Annotated in this window: 13 protein-coding genes; 5 read left to right on the top strand and 8 right to left on the bottom strand. The window is 70.7% G+C overall.

Annotated features, from left to right (window positions below):
• Positions 1-46: 46 nt before the first annotated feature.
• Positions 47-1045, bottom strand: coding sequence for an alpha/beta fold hydrolase (locus tag FSZ13_RS10710; protein ID WP_145479550.1), 999 nt, complete (start codon positions 1043-1045; stop codon positions 47-49).
• Between the two features lie 60 nt (positions 1046-1105).
• On the bottom strand, positions 1106-2488 hold the full coding sequence (locus tag FSZ13_RS10715) for an L-serine ammonia-lyase (protein WP_145479551.1): 1383 nt from the start codon (positions 2486-2488) through the stop codon (positions 1106-1108).
• Positions 2489-2585: 97 nt separating this feature from the next.
• Between FSZ13_RS10715 and FSZ13_RS10720 the strand changes: the two genes are divergently transcribed.
• Positions 2586-2804 carry a glutaredoxin family protein gene (locus FSZ13_RS10720; protein ID WP_145479552.1) on the top strand — a complete coding sequence of 73 codons (219 nt, stop codon included), beginning with the start codon at positions 2586-2588 and terminating at the stop codon, positions 2802-2804.
• 41 nt (positions 2805-2845) lie between these two features.
• Here the strand turns inward: FSZ13_RS10720 and FSZ13_RS10725 are convergent, their stop codons facing one another.
• Genes FSZ13_RS10725 through FSZ13_RS10735 form a run of 3 tightly spaced genes read right to left on the bottom strand, consistent with a single transcriptional unit; the run spans position 2846 to position 4622 of the window.
• Positions 2846-3415, bottom strand: a complete 570-nt coding sequence (locus FSZ13_RS10725) for a YceI family protein (protein WP_145479553.1) — start codon at positions 3413-3415, stop codon at positions 2846-2848.
• Positions 3416-3417: 2 nt separating this feature from the next.
• Positions 3418-3990: a cytochrome b gene (locus FSZ13_RS10730; protein WP_145479554.1), complete on the bottom strand. Its 573-nt coding sequence runs from the start codon at positions 3988-3990 to the stop codon at positions 3418-3420.
• A complete protein-coding gene (locus FSZ13_RS10735; protein ID WP_428999998.1) occupies positions 3987-4622 on the bottom strand; it encodes a YceI family protein in 636 nt (211 codons plus the stop codon). Before FSZ13_RS10735 ends, FSZ13_RS10730 begins: the two co-directional genes overlap by 4 nt.
• Before the next feature lie 189 nt (positions 4623-4811).
• On the opposite strand from FSZ13_RS10735, the gene FSZ13_RS10740 reads away from it, so the two are divergent.
• The 4 genes from FSZ13_RS10740 (at position 4812) to FSZ13_RS10755 (ending at position 18804) form a co-directional block, all read left to right on the top strand.
• Positions 4812-8390 (top strand): hybrid sensor histidine kinase/response regulator, encoded by a 3579-nt coding sequence (locus FSZ13_RS10740; RefSeq protein WP_145479556.1) that lies wholly within the window; start codon positions 4812-4814, stop codon positions 8388-8390.
• Positions 8391-8566: 176 nt separating this feature from the next.
• On the top strand, positions 8567-12022 hold the full coding sequence (locus FSZ13_RS10745) for an ATP-binding protein (protein WP_145479557.1): 3456 nt from the start codon (positions 8567-8569) through the stop codon (positions 12020-12022).
• The gene (locus tag FSZ13_RS10750; protein ID WP_145479558.1) at positions 12019-15216 is read left to right on the top strand and encodes a response regulator; all 3198 of its coding nucleotides are present in this window, start codon (positions 12019-12021) and stop codon (positions 15214-15216) included. Before FSZ13_RS10745 ends, FSZ13_RS10750 begins: the two co-directional genes overlap by 4 nt.
• Before the next feature lie 84 nt (positions 15217-15300).
• Entirely contained in the window at positions 15301-18804 is a 3504-nt protein-coding gene (locus tag FSZ13_RS10755) for a hybrid sensor histidine kinase/response regulator (protein ID WP_145480320.1), read from the top strand.
• Between the two features lie 95 nt (positions 18805-18899).
• Here FSZ13_RS10755 and mdtD read toward each other — a convergent pair whose 3' ends face one another.
• From mdtD to FSZ13_RS10770, 3 genes are read right to left on the bottom strand one after another with little or no spacing between them, the layout of a single operon-like run.
• The gene (gene mdtD / locus FSZ13_RS10760; RefSeq protein WP_145479559.1) at positions 18900-20303 is read right to left on the bottom strand and encodes a multidrug transporter subunit MdtD; all 1404 of its coding nucleotides are present in this window, start codon (positions 20301-20303) and stop codon (positions 18900-18902) included.
• A 10-nt stretch (positions 20304-20313) separates the two neighbouring features.
• On the bottom strand, positions 20314-21387 hold the full coding sequence (gene hemE, locus FSZ13_RS10765; protein WP_145479560.1) for a uroporphyrinogen decarboxylase: 1074 nt from the start codon (positions 21385-21387) through the stop codon (positions 20314-20316).
• Between the two features lie 23 nt (positions 21388-21410).
• Positions 21411-21638, bottom strand: a complete 228-nt coding sequence (locus FSZ13_RS10770; RefSeq protein WP_145479561.1) for a WGR domain-containing protein — start codon at positions 21636-21638, stop codon at positions 21411-21413.
• Between the last annotated feature and the right edge of the window lie 20 nt (positions 21639-21658).

Raw genomic sequence — 21658 nt, forward strand, 5'->3', positions numbered from 1 at the left:
GCGGTCCTGAACGAAGAGCAGCCACGCAGGGCGTGGCTCTACGACATCAGCGCTCGCGCAACGCCTTCAACAAAGCGGCATTGAACCGCTCCGGGTCCTGCACCTGCGGCGAATGCCCGAGGTCGTCGAAGCTCACCAGCGTGGCGCCGGGAATCGCCGCGGCAGCGGCCTTGCCCAGCGCTGGATAATCGCCCAGCGTAGCCTTCAAAGCGGGCGGGGCCAGGTCGCGACCGATCGCAGTGCGGTCCTTCTGGCCGATGAACAACGTGGTGGGAACCCGCACGTTGGGCAGTTCGTAGACCACCGGCTGGTTGAACACCATGTCCGAGGTCAGCGCCTGGCTCCAGGCCACGGCCTGCTTGCCGGGGCCGGCATACATGCCGGCCTGCATCCGCGCCCAGTGCTCATACTCCGGCGTCCACTGGCCGCTGTAGTACACGTCCAGCTGGTACTTCCTGATGCTGTCGAAACTGGTCTTCAGCTCGTTGGCATACCACGCATCCACGCTGCGCCACGGCACGCCCCTGGCCTTCCAGTCCTCCAGCCCGATCGGGTTGACCAGTGCCAGCTGGCGCAGCTGCTGCGGGTACATCAGTGCAAAGCGCGCAGCCAGCATGCCGCCCATCGAATGGCCGACCAGGTCCACCTTGGTGGTGTCCAGCTTGAGATGGGCCAGCAGCGCTTCGGTGTTGGCGGCCAGCTGGCCGAACGAGTACTGGTAACGCAGCGGCTTGCTGGATTTGCAGAAGCCGATCTGGTCGGGCGCGATCACCCGGTAACCGGCGCTGCTCAACGCCTTGATCGCGTCGCGCCAGGTGCCCGCGCAGAAGTTCTTGCCGTGCAGCAGCACCACGGTGCCAAGCGCGGCCTTGCCCGCGGGTGGAACGTCCAGATAGGCCATTTCCAGCGGCTGGCGCTGGGACTCGATGCTGAAGATCTTGACCGGCCAGCCGTAATCGAAGGCCTGCAGGCGGGCGTCGTAGGTATCGGCGGCGAACGAGGTCAGGGGCAGGCAGGCAAGCAGGGCGGCGGCCAGGATGCGCATGGCGGTCTCCAGTGGGGGAACCCCGAGGATAACCGCCTGCACCTGCCAGCCGTCACCCCATCAGCATTCGATGACGTTCACCGCCAACCCGCCGCGGCTGGTTTCCTTGTACTTGTCCTGCATGTCACGGCCGGTATCGCGCATGGTCTTGATGACCTTGTCCAGCGACACCTTGTGCTTGCCGTCGCCGCGCATCGCCATGCGCGAGGCGTTGATTGCCTTGACCGCACCCATCGCGTTGCGCTCGATGCAGGGAATCTGCACCAGCCCGCCGATCGGATCGCAGGTCAGGCCCAGGTTGTGTTCCATGCCGATCTCGGCTGCGTTCTCGATCTGGCTGGGGTTGCCGCCCAGCGCCGCGACCAGGCCGCCGGCGGCCATCGAGCAGGCCACGCCGACTTCGCCCTGGCAGCCCACTTCGGCGCCGGAGATGGAGGCGTTTTCCTTGTACAGGATGCCGATCGCCGCCGAGGTCAGCAGGAAATCGAACACGCGCTGTTCGTTGGCGCCGGGGCAGAAGCGGTCGAAGTAATGCAGCACCGCCGGCAGTACGCCGGCCGCGCCATTGGTCGGGGCGGTGACCACGCGACCGCCGGCGGCGTTTTCCTCGTTCACCGCCAGCGCATACAGGTTCACCCAGTCCAGCGTGGTGAGCGGGTCGCGCATCGCCGCTTCCGGCTTCGACGACAGTTCGCGGTACAGCGCGGGCGCACGCCGGGAGACGTGCAGGCCGCCGGGCAGGGTGCCCTCCTGGCGGATGCCGCGGGCGACGCAGGCCTGCATCGCGCTCCAGATCTCGCGCAGCTGGTCGCGGATCTCGTCCTCGCTGCGCCAGCACTTCTCGTTCTCGAACATCAGCTGGGCGATGCTCAGGCCGCTGCGCGCGGTCTGCGCCAGCAGTTCGTCGCCGCTCTTGAACGGATAGGGCAACGGGGTTTCATCGGGCACGATGCGGTCGTCGGCGGCGTCGTCCTGGTTGACCACGAACCCGCCGCCCACCGAGTAGTAGTCGCGGGTGGCGATGACCTGTTCCTGGGCGTCATAGGCGGTGAAGCGCATGCCGTTGGTGTGGTAGGGCAGCTTCTGGCGCTTGTTCAGGCCCAGGTCGCGCTTCTCGTCGAAGGCGATCTCGTGGGTGCCCATCAGCCGGATCCGCTTCGTGCTGCGGATCCGCTCCAGCGCCTCGGGAATGATGTCCGGGTCGATCAGGTTCGGGCGCTGGCCTTCCAGGCCCAGCAGCACCGCCTTGTCGGTGCCATGCCCGCGCCCGGTCAAGGCCAGCGAGCCGTAGACGTCGGCGCGGATGCGCACCACGTCCTGCAGGCAGCCGGGATCGAGCAGCCAGCGGTGCACGAAGCGTTCGGCGGCCTTCATGGGTCCTACGGTGTGCGAGGAACTCGGGCCAATGCCGATCTTGAAAACGTCGAACGTGCTGACAGCCATGATTGCCAAACTGCGGGTATCGGATGGAGCGCTATTCTATGCTGTCCGCGCGGGCCGGCCTGGCTGCGGCGCAGCAAATTCGAGCGACGGGAGCCCGATGTTCATTCTTTACCAGCGCGATGACTGCCACCTGTGCGACCAGGCCCTGGCCGTACTGGCCCAGGCCCGGGTGGCCGGGCTGGACAGCGTGTTCATCGACGATGACGCAGGCCTGGAGGCGCGCTATGGCGCGCGCGTGCCGGTCCTGCGCGACGCCCAGGGCCGGGAGCTGGACTGGCCGTTCGACGTGGCCGCGGTAAGCCGCTTCACCACGTAGAGCGGGGCTCTGCCCCGCTCCACGGGCTCCCCGGGCGGGCGTTATTTCGCCTGGAGCTTCACGTGCGTGCTGATCGCGGTTTCGTCCGGAATGCTCTTGGTGTCCTTCCAGTCGCCCTGGCCCACGCCGAAGTCCAGGCGCTTGACCGTGGCCTTGCCGACGAGCACCGGATTCGGACCGGGCTTCCATTCGAAGGTGAGGGTGACCGGCTTGCTCACCCCGCGCAGTTCCAGCGTGCCATTGGCCACGTACTTGTCGCCGCTCCGGGTGAAGCCCTTGGCGGTGTAGCGGGCGGTGGCGAACTTGGCCACATCGAAGAAGTCCGCGGTCTGCAGCGTCGAGTCACGGTCGCCGTTGCCGGTCTTGGCGCCGGCCAGCGGAATGGTCACGTCCAGCGTACCGGCGGCCGGGTTGGCCGGATCGAAGCTGATCCGGGTGGAAAAACCGGGGAAGCTGCCGGTGAACACTTCGCCGTCGTACTTGGTCGCAAAGGCCAGCGTCGAGCCGGCGCCGGGGGCCTGCACGTAGTCGGCGGCCATCGCCGGGGCGGTGGCGATCAGGCCGGCCAGCGCAGCGGCCACGGCAGCCGGGGAAGTGAGCTTGATGTTCATCGTCAATCCTTCTGGGGGGAGGCGAGCCAACCCTGCGGCAGCATGCGCGCAAGCGTGGCATCGCGTTGGAAGAGATGGTGGTAGAGCGCGGCGCCGGCATGGGCGACCACCACGGCGATCAGCAGCCAGAAGCCCCACTCGTGGATGGCATGGGACACATCGCGTGCCGCCGGGTTGGGCGCGACCAGCTTGGGCACGTCGACCAGGCCGAACCAGCGGAACGGGCGCAGCCCGCTGGCCGAGTCGTAGATCCAGCCGGACAGCGGCAGCGCGAACATCAGCACGTACAGCAGCCAGTGGGTGGCCGAAGCGATGCGCTCCTGCCAGCCGGGCGTGCCCGGGACCGGTTCGGGGGCACCTGCGTACAGGCGCCAGCCGAGCCGCAGCGCCACCAGCGCCAGCACGGTGATGCCGAGCGACTTGTGCGCGGTATACACCCAGAAATACTTCGGCGTGCGTGGCAGTTCGCCCATGGTCAGGCCGACGATGCCAAGCAGCAGGATCAGCAGCGCGATCAGCCAATGCAGGCCCTGGCTGATGCTGCCCCAGCGGTGGGGAGTGTTCCGGGTGGTCATGGCGAGCGCTTCCGGGCGGGCGAAGGTGAGGGGTCGGAGTCGTCGGACGGCGCCGGAGTTCCCGGCGCGTCGACCGACGGCGTGTCCTGCGGATCGGCGGCAGTACGGTCGCGCACCGCTTCGGCTTCGATGCGCAGCTGCACCGTGTCGCCGATCATCGAGGGCCAGGCGTAGATGCCGAAGGCATTGCGGCTGAGCGTGGCGGTGGCGGAAAACCCGGCGGTGCGCCGGAACGGCGGCATCGGGTGGCGCTTGACCGCGTTGAGGGTCACCTCCAGCGCCACCTCGCGGGTGACCCCGCGCAGGGTCAGCTCACCGATCACCCTGGCGTGGGTGGGGTCGATCGGTTCGATCCGGGTGGAGACGAAGCGCGCTTCGGGATGGCGTTCGGCGTCAAGCAGGTTGCGGGCCAGGGTTGCCTTGTTCCACGCGTCGTCGCCCAGGTCCAGGCGCTGCAGCGGCACGCTGACCGACAACGTGGCGCTGTGCCAGTCGTCCGGGTCGAACGCCAGGCGGCCCTCGCTGCCCGACACCGTGCCCAGCGCCTGCGAGAACCCGGCGTGTTCCACGGCGAACAGCACCCGCGTATGGACCGGGTCGAGCCGGTAGGTGTCCGGGGCGGCCGCCGCCATGCACGGGGTCGCGCACAGCAGCAGGGCAAGGGTCAGGCGTTGGCTCACGGCCGGCTCCATTCGAGGCTGGGCCGATCATACGCGCTGGGCCGTGATCCCCGGCAGCACCATGGCTGCAACAGTTCGTGGTGGTGCCGGGCGCGCAGCGTGGCCCGCTGTGTGACAATCGCCGCCAACAGGGAGAACTCGATGGCGTTGAGCGCGCGCGGTTGGCGGGCAGGCATCGTGCTGCTGGTACTGGCTGCGTGTGCCGTGCCGTCGGCGCTGTGGGCCGCAGGGACATCGGCAGAAACACCGCGCATGCGCCGCTTCGGTGCAGCCGAAGGCATGCCCTCGCGCATGGTGCTGGCGCTGGCGCAGGATCGCCAGGGATATGTCTGGGCGGCCACCGACGATGGTCTTGCGCGCGTGGACGGGGTTGGCCTGCGCGTATGGCGCAACGAGCCGGACGATCCGGGTTCGCTGCCCAGCAATGAGATCGAAACGCTGCTGGTGGATCCACTTGACCGGGTCTGGGTGGGCAGCAATGGCGGTGGCTTGAGCATGCTCGGTCCCGACCGCGAGCGCTTCCAGCAGTTCCCCGACATCAGCGTGCGCTGCGAGGGGCAGTTCTGGTCGCTGGCTTACGCCGGCAAATCGCTGTGGATCGGCACCAATGCCCATGGCATCTGTCGCCGCGACGAAGACGGCAGCCTGGTGCGCTACCGCGCCGACCCCGCCGATCCGGCCAGCCTGCCCAGCGACACCATCTACACGATGCTGTCCGATGCGCAGGGGCGGGTCTGGATCGGCACCGGCAGCGGCGTCGCCCGCTGGGACGGCAGGACCTTCACCCGTATCGCGCCCGCGCTGCTGGGCGACAAGAGCGTGTTCCGCCTGACCCGCGACCGCGACGGCACGGTGTGGGCCGGCACCCAGGGCGGACTGTTCCGCATCGACAGCGATGACAGCGTGCGCCCGGCGCCGTGGACGCCCAGCGCCGACGTGCGCGCTGCGTCGGTGGTCCACGACCGCAATGGTGGTTACTGGCTGGGCACGGCCGACGGCCTGTACCGCGGCGACGACCGCAGCATGCGCCTGCTGGCCGGCGATGCCGGCAGCGGCTTCCTCACCGAACGCAGCGGCGTGCTGGACATGCTGCAGGACCACGAAGGTGGCCTGTGGTTCGCCATGCTGACCCAAGGGCTGGCCTACCTGCCGCCGGACTGGAAGCGCTTTTCCACCTGGTACCAGCTCGATGGCAAACCCCTGGACAGTGCCTACCTGCTCAGTGCTGCGGCCGCAGGCAATGACTATTACATCGCGGCGGCGCACGGAGTCTACGCGCTGGATGCGGGCGGCCGCCTGCGCCAGGTGGCGAACGAGAAGCAGCTGGGCGTCGGCGCGGTCCGTTCGGTGCTGCCACGCGCCGACGGCGCCCTGTGGCTGGGGCGCGCCGGAAGGCTGGGCCTGTATCACCCGGACAGCGGACGCCTGCGCGAATGGAAGATCGGCAGCGGCACGGATGTGCGGCAGCGCATCGAGCTGATCCGCCAGGCGCCCGACGGCGATCTGTGGCTGTCGATCACCAACCTCGGCGTGCAGCATCGGGACGCGCAGGGCAACCTGCTCGACGAGATCCGCATCGACGCCGGCCGCGGCCTGGTCGACATGCCGGTGGAACAGATGGTGTTCGATCCGCGCGGGCAGCTGTGGGTCATGGGCGACTTCGGCGAGATGGGATTGCTGCGCTGGCAGGAGGATCGCTTCGAACGCGTGCCGGGGATCGCCCCGGGCAGCCTGTACGACATGCTCTGGATCAGTCCGGAGGAAGCCTGGCTGGCGCGCAGGGGCAGCCTGGAGCGATACCGCTGGGACGGCCTGAGCATGACCCTGCGCGAACGCGTGGGCGCCGCGCAGGGCATGCCGCCGGTGTCGATCGGCGGCCTTGCCCGTGGGGCCGATGGGCAGGTGTGGGCGACCACGCCGCGCGGCCTGGTCAGCTGGCACCCACTCGATCGCCGGCTGCGTGTCTACGGCGAACGCGACGGACTGCCTGACATGGAATTCAGCGGGCGCCCGCCGGTCACCGGCGCGGACGGACGCGTGCTGGCGGTCACCGCGACCGGCCTGGTGGCGTTCGACCCGAACGCGCCGGACCTGGTGCTGCCCCCGTCGCAGCTGGTCATCGACAACATCCAGGTGCGCCGCGACGATGCCGAAGGCCAGCAGTCGCTGCCGGTCAACGCGCCGCTGTTGCTGGGACCGGACGACCGCGACCTGATCATTTCCGCGCGACTGCTGTCCTACGCCAGCCCGATGGGCAACCGTTACCGCTACCGGGTGTCCGGTTACGACCAGAACTGGGTGATGCAGAACGCCGACGGCGAACGCCTGTTGTCGCGCCTGCCAGCGGGCGAGTACGCCATCGACGTGCAGGCGGCCACGCCGCATGGCGAGTGGACCCCGTCGCGCACCATCAGCGTGCGCGTGCAGCCGCCCTGGTGGCGCAGCGGCTGGGCGATCCTGGGCTATGTGATTTTGGGGCTGCTGCTGGTGGCGGCGCTGGCCGCGTTCGCGCGCGCGCGTCTGCGCCGCCGCCAGCAGTGGCAGCTCACCGTGCACAAGCAGCAGATCGCCGAACAGGCCTCGCAGGCCAAGAGCCGCTTCCTGGCCACGCTGGGGCATGAGGTGCGCACCCCGATGACCGGCGTGCTGGGCATGAGCGAACTGCTGCTGGCCACGCCGCTGGACGAGATGCAGCGGGGGTACGCCGCGTCCATCCAGCACGCCGGCGCGCACCTGCTGCGGCTGGTCAACGACGCCCTGGACCTGGCACGGATCGAGGCCGGCCGCCTCGAGCTGGATATCCGCCCGTTCGACCTGACCGCGATGCTGGACCAGGTCGACGCCCTGATGGAACCGATGGCACACCACCGCGGGCTGGCCTACGAACGCAGCTACACCCTGCCGGGACCGGTCCAGGTCAGCGGCGATGAAATGCGGGTCCGCCAGATCCTGATGAACCTGCTGGGCAATGCGATCAAGTTCACCGAGCACGGTCATGTCGGGCTGGGCATCGAACTGGTCGAACACGGCACCGGGGTGGTGTTCGAGGTCAGCGATACCGGCCCGGGCATCAACCGCGACCAGCAGGAGCGCCTGTTCCACCGCTTCGAACAGGCCGATGGTCCGCGGACCGCGTCCCGCTACGGCGGCAGCGGCCTGGGTCTGGCGATCTGCCAGGAACTGGCGGTGGCGATGGGCGGGCGTATCGAGATCGACAGCCAGCCGGGGCAGGGGGCGCGCTTCACCGTGCACCTGCCGTTGCCCTGGTGCCGGCGTCCCGGCCCGGGACCATATGCCACGACCGAGGCCGGCCCCATCGCACTGCCGCCGATGCGGGTGCTGCTGGTGGAAGACGATGCCACCGTGGCCGAGGTGATCGCCGGCCTGCTGCGTGCCCGTGGCCACGCGGTAGTGCATGCATTGCACGGACTGGCGGCGTTGTCGGAAGTGGCTGCCGGCGCGTTCGATGTCGGCCTGCTCGATCTCGACCTGCCGGCGCTGGATGGCATCGCCATCGCCGGGCAGCTGCGGGCGATGGGCTACGCATTGCCACTGATCGCGGTGACTGCGCGCTCGGACGCATATGCCGAGCAGCAGGTGCTGGCGGCCGGCTTTGATGGCTTCCTGCGCAAGCCGGTTACCGGCGACATGCTGGTGTCGGCGATTGCGCAGGCCTGCGTGAAGCGGCGGGGCGTGTCGGAAACGATGACGTCGCCATAGGCTGTGCTTCATGAAAACTTCAAATCAATCCAAAACTTGACTCGCGCGACTGTGACGCTGTCACGGATTCGACGCTGCGCGCTGCGATTGAAGGTTCTACCGTTACCGCGATGAGACCGATGACCCTGCGCTGAAAGGTGACGTTTCCGCGAGCAGCCCTGACTGGGCGGGCCGTCATGGTGCTGCTGGCGTGCCTGTTCGCCTGGCTGCAGGGCCACGCGGCGACGGTGGTGCAGATTCCAACGCCGCGCCTGCTGGGCATGGCCGATGGCCTGTACGACCCGCAGGTGCGCGGCATCGCCGAAGATGCCGCCGGCTACCTGTGGTTGGCGGGCAGCGACGGCCTGCTGCGGTTCGATGGACAGCGCTTCCGGCAATGGCGACGCGAAGAGGGGCTGCCCGATCTGGACCTGCGGGCGGTGCATGTCGACGCGCGCGACCGCGTATGGCTGGGCACCGCGGAGGAGGGTCTGGTCTTGATGGACACCGACCGCCGCGGTTTCCAGCGCTTGCCGGCATCGGCACCGCTCGCCCTGCGCAGCGGCCACGTGCGTCAGGTTGGCAGCAGTGGGGATGGCTGGGTATGGGCGATCGGCAGCGACCAGCAGTTGTACGGGCTGTCGCCACGCGAAGCGCACTGGCGACCGCACCCGCTGCCGGGGGCCACGGTGGTGGCGTTGGCGCGCGACCGCGGCGGCGCGCTGTGGGTGGCCCAGGCAACGGGCCTGTGGCGCCGGGATGGCACGCGTCTCACGCGCGTCCCGCTGCCGTCGCCGGCTGCCGCACCGATCCGGTCGCTGTGGGCCGATCCACGCGGCGGCGTGGAAATCACCGCGGCGCGCGGCAGCTGGACGATCGCCACGACTGCACCTGCGTCCGCCGTGGCGAGCGACGCCCGCAGCGTGCTGCGCAGTGCCGACGGCACGCTCTGGCAGCATGGTCGCATGGGGCTGCAACGACGCGAGGCGGCGCAGCTGGTGCAGGTCGCGCTGCCATTGCCGCCGGGCGCCGTGCCGGGGCCGGTGGTGGTCCGGCAGGCCCTCCAGGATCGCAGCGGCGACCTGTGGTGGGTCAGCGAACACCACGGTGTGTGGTGGCTGTCGGGGCGTTGGCGGCAGTTCACCGCGTTGCCGGCCACGGCGGACGCCACGCCGGGCATCGGCAGCCACTACGCCCTGGCGCTGGCGGCATCCGGGCAACACCATGCGTGGGTGGCGGGCAGCGGGGGACGGCTGCAACGGCTCGACCTGCGCACCGGCCAGGGACGCGACATCACCGCGTATCCGCATGCCGGGGTGACCGCGCTCCCGGTAGGGTTGGGCGAAGACGCGCGTGGCCGGGTCTGGCTGGCCAGCGCCGACAGCCTGCTGCGCTACGACCCGCAGCGGGGCGAACGTCGCGTCTGGCCACTTGGGCTGCACGCGCCGCACGCGGCGCTGTCGCTGCAGGTCTGCGCGCAGCAGGTGTGGCTGGCCCACCCGCAGGCGGTGCAGCAGTGGTCGGCGGCCGGCGAGCTGCTGCGCACGGCCCGTCCGCAGGCGCTCGGCCTTGCCGCGGAGGTACCGACGCGCCAGCTGCTGTGCACCCGCGATGGTGAATTGTGGGCGACCGATCCGTCCGGCGCGTTGCGCTGGTCGCGGCTGCGCGAACGTTTTGAACGGGTTCCGGGCGACGGCGACGGCAGCGTGTCCGCCCTTGCCGAAGCCGATGACGGCACGCTGTGGGTCAGTCGCGCCGCCGCGCTGGAGCACTACCGCCGCACGCCGGGGCGGCTGCAACGGCTGCGCCGGGTCGGCACCGCCGAAGGGTACCCGCAGCTGCGTGCCGACGCGCTGGTGGTGGGGCGCGACGGCGTGGCCTGGGCAGGCGCGGCGCGCGGCCTGGTACGGGTCGATCCGCGCTCGGGCGAGGTCGATGTGCTGGGCACGGCGCAGGGACTGCCGGTGCAGGACGTGCTGTCGCAGCGCCTGCTTCGCGCAGGGTCGGGTGCGGTGGTGGCGGCCATGCGCGAAGGCGGGCTGCTGGCCTTCGATCCGCGCGCGCTGCGCCCCCCGGCGGCGGCGCCGGTGCTGGTGATCGATGGCATGACGCGGCGCCGCCACGGGCGCGTCCTGCAGGTGCCGGTCGCGATGCAGCCGGTGCTCCTGGGCACTGCCGACCGCAACCTGCGGGTCGCCGTCGGCCTGCTCGGGCGCGGCGATCCGGACCGCATCCACTACCGCTTCCGCCTGCTCGGCAAGGACCCCGAATGGGTGGATACCGGGCCGGTGGCACAGCGACTGTTCACCCGCCTCCCCGCTGGCGACCACGTCCTGCTGGTGCAGGGACGGCATGCGGGAGGGCCGTGGTCGAGCGTGCGCCAGCTCGACCTGCGGGTGGTGCCGCGCTGGTGGGAAACCACAGCTGGACGCACCGCCTCGGGCGTGGCGATCTGCATCGCCGCGGTGGGGATGTCGCGGCTGTATCAACGGCGTCGGCGGCGTCGGGTGCAGCGACGCCAGGCGCGCGCGCGGCGCCAGCGCGCCGAGCATGATTCGCTGCAGCGCAGCCGGTTCCTCGCCGACCTCGGCAGCCAGGTGCGGGCGCCGTTGACCCCCGTGCTGGGGTGGAGCGAACTGCTGCTGCAGTCGCCGCTGTCGCCGCTGCAGCGCGGGCAGGTGGGCAGCCTGCGCCAGGCCGGGCATCACCTGCTGCAGCTGATGGACGACGCGCTCGACCTGGCCGGCATCGAGTCCGGTCGCCTCCAGCTGCAGGCGGTGCCGTTCGCGCTCGATGCGCTGGTCCTCGAACTGCATGCCCTGCTGCTGCCGGTCGCGCGTGGCAAGGCGCTGGCCCTGCACTGGAACAGCACGCTCGCCCCCGGGACCTGCTTCAACGGCGACGCGCAGCGGCTCCGCCAGATCCTGCTGAACCTGCTGGGCAATGCATTGAAGTTCACCGCGCACGGGCAGGTGAGCCTGTCCGCACGCACCGCGCCCGACGGCGACGGCCTGTGGCTGTCGGTGGCCGACACCGGACCGGGCATGTCCCCGGCGCAGCTGCAGCGTCTGTTCCGACGCTTCAGCCAGGTCGATGCCCCGGCCACCTGCGCGCGCCAGGGCGGCAGCGGGTTGGGATTGGCGATCAGCCGCGAGCTGGCCGAGGCGATGGGCGGCACGCTGGTCGTGGACAGCGAACCGGGACGCGGTACCGAGTTCCGGCTGGCGTTGCCCTGGCGCCCGCTCCCGGCGGGATCGAGTGCGCCTGCGCGGCCGCTGCGGGCGTCCGCGCCGACCGCACCGCTGCGGGTGATGGTGATCCTGCCGGCAGGCACGATCGACGTGCTGCACGTGGTCTGTGCGTTGCTGCGGTCGCAGGGCCACCGCGCCGTGGCGGTGAGCGACATCGATGCCTGGCTGCGCGATGTCGACCCGGGGCCCTGGGACGTGATTGCGGCGGATCCGGACATGCTGGTGGCGGGCGGACGGCTCAGCGCGCGCCTCGGCGGGTCGTGGCCGGGGGTGCGGCGGATGGCGTTGACCGCGCGTGCCGACGCCTGCGCCGAGCGCGACGCGCGCGCGGGAGGCTTCGAGGTGTTCCTGCGCCTGCCGTTGACCGCGGACCGGCTCGCCGCGGCGCTGGACACGCGGTGACCGGCACGTTGCTGGCGGTCCTGCGCGGCCTGGCCGCGATACTTCTGCTGGTGGTGGCCGCGCGCGCGCAGGCCGCGGCGCCGAATGCACTGCGCTTCACCACTGCCGAGGGACTCCCGTCCAATGCGGTGCACCAGGGGGTGGAGGACCGGGTCGGCTACCTGTGGTTCGCCACCGACGATGGGCTGGCCCGTTTCGATGGCCATCGCTTCCAGATCTGGCGCGTGGAGCAGGGCCTGGCCGACAACCAGCTGCTCTCGATCGCGACCGACACGCAGGACCGCCTGTGGATCGGTACGGCGCAGGGGCACCTGATGCGGATGTCGGCCGACCGCACCGGCATCGAACATTTCGGCGCAACGCGCTTTCCGCTGCTGGCCAACGCGGCGATCGGCGTGGTGTTGCCCTCGCCTGACGGGGCGGTGTGGTTCGGCACCCGGGACGCCGGCCTGTTCCGGCTCGGGCCGGGCCAGCGCCTGCGCCAGTTCCTGCCCAGCGCGCGTGGCGATGGCCTTCCCGACCGGCGCGTGGACCACCTCGCGCTCACCACCGACGGCACGCTCTGGGTCGGGACCCCGCGCGGCCTGGCCCGATGGCGCGACGGGCGCTTCGTGGCAGTGCCGTCGATGCTGGCCGATGCACCGGTCAGTGCCCTGCTGGTCGATGCCGGCGGCGAGCTGTGGATAGGCGGCGCGGCGGGCCCGTGGCGCTGGACCGGCGCGGGCAGGCTGGAACCGGTCGATGCCAGCACCGGCACCCGCCCCTTGGGGCTCTCCCGTCGCGGCGGACCCTGGCTGGGCGACGCGGCGCAGGTCTGGAAGCGGGGTGCCGAGCCGCTGCCGGACGTGGCGGTGGCACCGCCGGGCGGCGCGGACCGGCCGCAGTTCCGGGCCGCGCTGGAAGAGCGGCATGGCAGCGTGTGGCTGCTCGGCCGGCACCTCGGGGTGTGGCGCCTGCCGCCCCACTGGCAGTACTTCGTACCACTGGAGCAGGCGCCGGGAGCGACTGCGGCTGCAGGTAACGTGCTGCTGGAAGCGGGCCGGCCGGCCACGATGCTGGCCTGCGCCGACGGCAGCCGCTGGCGGCTGGACGCCGATGCGATCGAACACCATCCCGCCGGCGGCGCGATGCCGCAACGCTGGCGCTGGAACGCCATCGACCGGCCTCGGCCCGGCGGCAGGCTGGCGCTGCATTGCGATGACGGCGATGGCCTGTGGCTCGGCGGGCCGCATGGGGTGAGCCGGTGGCGCAGGGGACATTTCCACCTCGTGCCCGGCGTGGACGCGCCGGCCAGCGCGCTGCACGCCCCCGATGCCGCGACGCTCTGGGTGGCCAGTCCAGGCAAGGTGCGCCGCTACCGCATCCAGGACGGCGTGGCCCGGTCGGGGTTGCAGATGGACGCACGCCAGGGCCTGCCTGCCGTGCGCCTGGCCTCGCTGGCGACCGATGCGCACGGCGCGCTGTGGGCAAGCAGCGCGCGCGGCCTGCTGCGACTGCGTCCGCGCGAGGGGCAGGTGCGGCTGTACACGCGCGCCGAAGGCGTGCCCGAGGCGGTGCTTGCGGCACAGCTGCAGTCCGATGGCGCGCACATGCTGGCCGTCGACGACCACGGGCGGGCGGTACGTTTCGATCCGGTCGGCCTGTCCGCCTGCAAGGGCGAGCCCGCGCTGGTGGTCGAACGGGTCCAGCTGTATCGGCAGGGTGCGTTGCAGACGCTGCCGCCGGCACAGGTGCTGCAACTGCACCCGGACGATCGCGACATCCAGGTCAGCGTGCGCCTGCTCGGGGCGCCGCCGCAGGCACGCCAGCAGTACCGGTTCCGCGTGGCTGGACTGGATCGCGAATGGATACGCGTGGGGCGCAGTGGTACCCGCGGCTTTCCACGGCTGCCACCAGGCGGCCATCGGCTGGAGTTCCAGGCACGCCTGCCGGACGGCAGCTGGTCCCCCACCCAGGCCCTGCTGCTGCAGGTGGAGCGCAGTGGCTGGCACCATCCGGTGCTGGCCGCGACGCGGATCGGTGCCGGACTGCTGCTGGTGGGCGGCGCTGTGTGGGTCGCCACGCGCCGGATCGTGCGTGGCCGGCGCGCCGAGGCGTCCGTGCAGCGGCTGGCGCTGACCCTGCGCTCGGCGCAGGCCAAGGCGCATTACCTGGCCACGCTGGGCCATGAAGTGCGCACCCCGCTGACCGGCGTGCTGGGCATGAGCGAACTGTTGCTGGCCTCGCCGCTGCATGCGGCGCAGCGACGCCGCGTGGAGCGGATCCGCGCGGGTGGACAGGCGTTGCTGGAACGGGTCAACGCGGCGTTGGACGAGGCCCGGCTGGACGCCGGCTGCGCGCCCCTGCAGCCGGTCGATTTCGACGTGGTGGCGCTGCACCGGCGGTGGCTGGCGCGGCAGGTGCTGTCGGCGTGCCGGCGCGGCACGGCGCTGGCGGTGTGCCTGCAGGTGGAGCACGGCGCCTGCGCGCGCGGCGACGCGCACCGCCTGGTGCAGCTGCTCGACGCGGTGGCGGGACCGTTGGTCCGGCGCAGCGGGGCGGGGCGGGTCGTGCTGCAGGTGGCCTGGCGGCCCGGACGCGAGGGCCTGCTGCTGGCCTTTGATGTGGCCGGCAGCGCTGCGCCGCGGGCGGGGCGCGGCACGCCCATGCCGACGCCGTCGGTCGGAGCGCTGCGTGCGTCGCTGGTCGCCGCCGAACGGCTGGCCGATGCGCTCGGTGGTGCACTGTGCGTGCACGCCGCCGGAGGCAGGCAATGGCGCGTACAGGTGAGCCTGCCGATGCCACGCGTGCCCGGCGCGCTGGATTCCTGCGCGGACGGGTCCGGTGGGCGGGTACTGCTGGTGGACAACGACAGCGACGCGGCCGCGGTGGCCGGCGCGCGACTGGCGACGCACGGCGTGCACGCCGTGCACGCCCCCACCGCGCTGGCGGCACTGACCGAGCTGGCCAGCGCGCGCTTCGACGCGGTCGTGGTCGACACCGCGCTGGCCGGCATCGATGGGCTGAGCCTGCTCGGCATCCTGCACGCGCAGGATCCGGACACGCCGCTCGTGGCGATGAGCGACCAGCTGCGGCCCGGGCTGGCCGGGCAGGTCCGCGCGGCAGGCGGCGCGGACCTGCTGCCCAAACCGCTCTGCGCAATGACCCTGCGGCAGGCGCTGCGCTGGACAGAACCGTTTACCATCCACCCGTGACTTGGGCCAATTGCGTCAGGTCGTCCCCGGTCCGTTCCAGGAGATCCATTGGTGGTGCCTACGCGTTGGCTGCTCCTGCTGGGCATGCTGTGTCTGTGGCCGCTGTTGGCCGGCGCGCAGCCGATTCCGCCCACGCCGCGCCAGCTGACGGTGTTCGATGGCCTGCCGTCCAATACCGTCAACCGCATGGCCGAGGACGGTTATGGATACCTCTGGCTGGCGACCAACGACGGCCTGGCGCGCTTCGACGGGCGCAACTACCGGACCTGGCGCGCCGAGGATGGCCTGCGCGACAACATGATCTGGAGCGTGCACGTGGATGCGCGCAACCAGCTGTGGATCGGTACCGAAAACGCAGGGCTCGCGATGATGTCGGCGGATCGACGCGAGCTGCGCTTCTTCGACCGCAGCAGCCATCCGGTGATCGGCAGCAACACGGTCTGGAGCCTGGCATCCACCGGCGACGGTGCGCTGTGGTTCGGCACCTACGAAGGCGGCCTGCATCGGCTCGATCGCGATGGGGCGATCACCCGCTTCATGCCCGAGCCGGGCAACAACCGCAGCCTGCCGGCGGCGTCGGTGACGCACATGGCGACCACGCGTGACGGCAGCCTGTGGGTGGGCACAAAGGCCGGCCTGGCGCGCTGGACCGGACGCGATTTCGAACGCGTGCCGATGTCCCGGTTGCCCACCGCGCTGATCAATGGGCTGACCGCCGAACTGGATGGCAGCCTGTGGATCAGCACCAATGCCGGCACCGTGGTGCGGCGGCCCGATGGCCGTTTCGAGCCGGCGCCGTGGAAGGTCGATGCCAGCGACCAGGTGCTGGGCATGATGCTGCGCGACGAACAGGGCGGCTACTGGCTCGACACGCAGTCCGGACTGGGCCGGGTCTACCAGGGACGGTTCCAGCAGGTGCCGTTGTACAGCGCGGTCGCCCGCGGCCAGGTCCGACCGAACTGGACCGGCGGCTATGAGGACCGTGAGGGCGGCATCTGGCTGGCCAGCACCAACAGCGGGCTGTGGCACCTGCTGCCACGCTGGTGGCAGTTCTCGGTGCTGTCGCGGCTGGAAGACGATCCCACCTCGCTGCGCAACGGCTATGTCCTGGGCATGGCCGCGTCGGCCAACGGGGGGGTGTGGACGGTGGGGACGCATGGTGCACTGGACCGCTTCGACCCGGTCTCCGGCCGCGTCGAACAACATCGCACCTGGGTCGACGGCGGGCAGTGGCTGCAATCGGTGCTGGAGGATCGCCGCGGGCAGGTCTGGATCGGTTCGCATGACGCGCTGCTGCGCTATGACCCGCGCAGCGGCGCGCTGCGGCGCTGGGGACGCGATGCGGCGGCGGATGCCGCGCTGGAGGGGGTGGTGGAGACCCTGGTGCTGTGCGACGGTGGCAGGATCTGGAGCACCGCGTCGGGCGGCCTGCAGCAGCGCGACGCCGACGGCAGCGTACTGCAGCAGGTGCGGGCAGGTACCGCTGGGCTTGCCGCTGGCCAGCTGGTGCAGGACCTGGTGTGCGGACCGCAGGACCACCTGTGGCTTGCGACCAGCCAGGGCCTGCTGCAGTGGGTGCCATCGCGCGCGGGGTTCGAGCCGCTGCCGGGAGGGCCGACGGCGAGCATCCATGCGCTGGCGCAGGGCAAGGACGGCAGCATCTGGGTGTCCGAAGAGGGGCAGGTGTCGCGCTACCGCTGGAGCAGCGATCGGCTGGAGCAGGAAGCCCGGATCGGCACCGATTCGGGCTACCCGCGTTTGTCGGCAACCAGCCTGGTGGTCGACGACCAGGGCATCGTCTGGGCGGCCAGCGCACGCGGCCTGATCCGCGTCGACGCGGCGCAGGGCAGTGTCCGCCAGTACGGGGTGCGCGATGGCCTGCCCAGCCAGGAATTCCGCCGCGCCACGCTGCTGCGCGCTGCCAATGGTCATATCGCCGGTGGTACGCCGGCCGGGGTGGTGCTGTTCGACCCCGACCAGGTGCGGCCGGCAACGCGGCGCGCGCCGCTGGTGATCGAGCGGGTCGAGGTGCGACGCGGCGATCGGATGCTCGACCTGACCCACCTGGAACCGCTGGAAATCGCCGACGCCGACCGCGACCTGCGGATCGTGGCGCGGCTGTTGTCGTTCGCTGACGCGACGTCCAACAACTACCGCTATCGCCTGGCCGGTTACGATCCGGACTGGGTGGAGGTCGGGCCGGGGGGCGAACGCGTGTTCTCGCGGCTGCCACCGGGACGCTACCGGCTGGAAGTGCAGGCGCGCTCGGCCGACCTGGTCTGGTCGCGGGTGCAGGTGCTGGAATTCCGCGTGCAGCCGCCCTGGTGGCGCAGCGCGTCCGGCCTGCTGTTGATGGCGTCGGCCGGGCTGTTGCTGCTGAGCCTGCTCGCCTGGCTGTACCGGCGCCGCGTGCAGCGCCGGCACGCCTACCAGCTGGCCCTGCACAAACAGGAACTGGCAGAGCAGGCGTCGGCGGCCAAGACCCGCTTCCTGGCCAACCTGGGCCACGAAGTGCGCACCCCGATGACCGGCGTGCTGGGCATGAGCGAACTGCTGCTCGGCTCCACGCTGAGCCCGCAGCAGCGCAGCTATACCGAGTCGATCCGGCATGCCGGCGAACACCTGCTGCACCTGGTCAACGACGCGCTGGACCTGGCGCGGATCGAATCGGGGCGGCTGGAGTTGCAGCGCCACCCGTTCGCCCTGCAGGGGGTGATCGACGATGCCTGCACCCTGATGGCGGCGCTGGCCGAACAGAAGGGCTTGCGCTTCGTGGTCGACAACGACCTGCCGGCCGGCCTGTGCAGCGTCGGCGATGTGGTGCGGGTTCGCCAGATCCTGCTCAACCTGCTGGGCAACGCGGTGAAGTTCACCAGCCAGGGCGAAGTGCGGCTGAAAGTGCGCGCGCTGGCGCCATCGCGTGGCCTGTATTTCGAAGTGTCCGACACTGGTCCGGGCATCAGCAGCGACCAGCAGCAGCGCCTGTTCCGGCGCTTCGAGCAGGCCGACGGCGCGCGCACCGCCGCGCAGTACGGCGGCAGCGGGCTGGGGTTGGCGATCTGCCGCGAACTGGCGTTGGCCATGCAGGGCCAGATCGACGTGGACAGCCAGCTCGGGGTTGGTACGCGTTTCAGCGTGACCCTGCCGTTGCCGCTGCAGATGGCCGACGCCACCGTGGGCAGCGCCGGCGTGAGCGAAGGCCAGCCCCTGCCGCCGCTGCGCCTGCTGCTGGTGGAAGACGACGCCACCGTGGCGGACGTGATCGTCGGCCTGCTCACTGCGCGCGGGCACCAGGTGGTGCATGCCGGGCATGCCCTGGCGGCGCTGCGCGAAGTCAGCGATGCGCCTTTCGACGTGGCCCTGCTCGACCTGGACCTGCCGGGCCTGGGCGGCATGGAGCTGGCGGGGCACCTGCGCAACCAGGGCTACGCAATGCCGCTGCTGGCGGTGACCGCTCGAACCGACCCGGGCATCGAGGAGCAGGTGCGCGCGGCCGGGTTCCAGGGCTTCCTGCGCAAGCCGGTGACCGGCGACCTGCTGGAGCAGGCGATCGCGCGGGTGGTGGTGGGGTCGCGGGGAGGGGCGTAAACAGAAGGTCATCGGACCAACGGTCCGCTGCTACGCGGTCGCGGAATAGCCTGCGGAATGTCAGCGGACCAACGGTCCGCTGCTACCGAGGTCGCCTATTCGGCGACCTCCTCCACCTCGCGGGGGGAGGGGCGGGTATCGGGGAGCTGCCAGAAGATCACGGTGGAGGTGAGGGTGATCGCGCCGACGCAGACGAAGGTGGCGTGCAGTGCGGCGGTGGCACCGTGCACTGCGTCGAGCTGACCGAAGGCGGCCAGCAGGCTGCCGGCCGCGGCCGCGCCGAAGCCGGTGGCCAGCATCATCACCATCGACAGCAGGCTGTTGCCGGAACTGGCGAAATCGCGGTCCAGGTCGCGCAGGGTCACGGTATTCATCACGGTGAACTGCAGCGAGTTGACCGCCCCGAACAGGGCCAGCTGCAGCACCCGCAGCCACATCGGCTGGCCCGGCACCATGAAGATGAAACTGGCCATGGCCAGCCCGACCAGCACCGTGTTGACCATCAGCACGCGGCGGTAGCCGAAGCGTTCGACCAGCTTGACCGCATAGCGCTTGGACAGCATGCCGGCAGCCGCCACCGGAATCATCAACAGGCCGGCATTCATCGGGCTCATGCCCATGCCGACCTGCAGCAGCAGCGGAATCAGCAGCGGCATCGCGCTGCTGCCGATCCGCGAGAACAGGTTGCCGAGGATGCCGATGCGGTAGCTGGGCACGTGGAACAGCGCCAGCGAGAACAGCGGCGCGGTCGAATTGGCCGCGTGCAGCCAGTAGCCGACCAGCGCGGCCAGGCCAGCCACGGTCATCAGCATGACCAGCGCATGTGGCGTGCCCATGCCGGAAATGCCGTCCAGCGCCAGCGACAGCACCACCATGCCGAAGGCGAGCATCAGGTAGCCGGCCAGGTCGAAACGGGTGCGGTGCTCGGCGTAGTGGTCGGGCATGACCTTGAGCGCGGCTGCGTAGCCGATCACCCCGATCGGCAGGTTGATCAGGAACACCCAGTGCCACGACGCCACTTCCACCAGCCAGCCACCCAGGGTGGGGCCGATCAGCGGCCCGACCAGCGCGGGAATGGCGATGAAGCTCATCGCGCGCAGGAACTGTTCGCGCGCCACCGAGCGCATCACCGCCAGGCGTCCCACCGGCAGCAGCATGGCGCCGCCGACGCCCTGCAGCACGCGCGCGGCCACCAGCTGGTGCAGGGTCTGGGCCAGTGCGCAGGCCAGCGATCCCAGGGTGAACAGGATGATCGCGGCAAGGAAGGTGCGGCGCGTGCCGAAGCGGTCGGCGATCCAGCCGGAGGCGGGAATGAACGTCGCTACCGCCAGCGCATAGCTGAACACCACCGACTGCATCTGCAGCGGGCTTTCGCCCAGGCTGCGCGCCATCGCCGGCAGCGCGGTGTTGACGATGGTCGAGTCCAGCATCTGCATGAAGATCGCCAGCGACACCAGCCACAGCAGGGGCCGGAACGAGGCGTAGCTGGGGGTCGTCATGGTGTGCTCCTCAACGTCGGCTGAGTGAATGCACCGCCTCGACCAGCACCTGCACGTGCTCGGGATTCATGTCCGGTGACATGCCATGGCCCAGGTTGAACACGTGGCCCTCGCGCGAACCGCCGTTGCCGCGCGCGTAGCTGTCCAGCACCGCGCCGGCCGCGCGCTCGATCGCCGCCGGGTTGCCGTACAGCGTGGCCGGGTCGAGGTTGCCCTGCAGTGCGACGCGACCGCCGGTACGGGCCACCGCATCGGCCAGGTCCAGGGTCCAGTCCACGCCCAGCGCATCGGCGCCGGTGTCGGCCAGATCGGCCAGGTGCAGGCCGGTACCCTTGCCGAACAGGATCAGCGGAGTGCGCTGTGCGCCGTCGCCGCGCTCCAGCTCGCGCGCGATCCGGGTCAGGTAGCGCAGCGAGAACTCGCGGTACATGGACGGGCTGAGCACGCCGCCCCAGGTGTCGAACACCTGCAGCACCTGCGCGCCGGCGGCACGCTGCGCGGCCAGGTAGGCCACCACCGCGTCGGTCACCACCGACAGCAGCTGGTGCAGCGCGGCCGGCTCGTTCAGCGCCATCGCCTTGATCCGCGCGAAGTCCTTGCTGCCACCGCCTTCGACCATGTAGCAGGCCAGCGTCCACGGACTGCCGGAGAAGCCGATCAGCGGCACCCGGCCGTCCAGTTCGCGGCGGATCACCCGCACCGCGTCCATCACGTAGCGCAGCTCGGTTTCCATGTCCGGCACGCCAAGCCGTGCGATCGCCGCGGTGTCGCGAACCGGATGGCGGAACTTGGGGCCTTCGCCTTCGACGAAGTACAGCTCCAGTCCCATCGCGTCGGGGATGGTCAGGATGTCCGAGAACAGGATCGCCGCATCCAGGTCGAAGCGGCGCAGCGGCTGCAGGGTGACCTCGCAGGCGATCTCCGGGTTCTTGGCCATGGCCAGGAAGCTGCCGGCCTTGGCGCGGGTCGCGCGGTACTCGGGCAGGTAGCGGCCGGCCTGGCGCATCAACCAGACCGGGGTGCAGTCCACCGGTTCGCGGCGCAGCGCGCGCAGCAGGCGATCATGGCGGGAGGGGTTGGTCACGGGATGCTTCCTTGGAATCGGGTTCAGGTGATCTGGTAGCCGCGCCGCAGCTCGGCGTCGCGCGCCTTGTCGAAGGCCGCGCGGGCCTCGGCTTCATCGGAGAACTGCAGGCGGCGCAGCCGCGCGCGGCCGCCGACCGGGCCGGACTCGAGCAGCAGCTCCCAGCTGCCGAACAGGTCCGGCTGCAGCGTGAGCTGGAGATAGTGGGCCGGGTCGGTACCGGCCGGGGCGTGCAGCAGGAAAACGCGCATGGCCGCGATTGTAGCCGCGA

The sequence above is a fragment of the Stenotrophomonas rhizophila genome, assembly GCF_007667275.1.
GTDB lineage: Bacteria > Pseudomonadota > Gammaproteobacteria > Xanthomonadales > Xanthomonadaceae > Stenotrophomonas > Stenotrophomonas maltophilia_AE.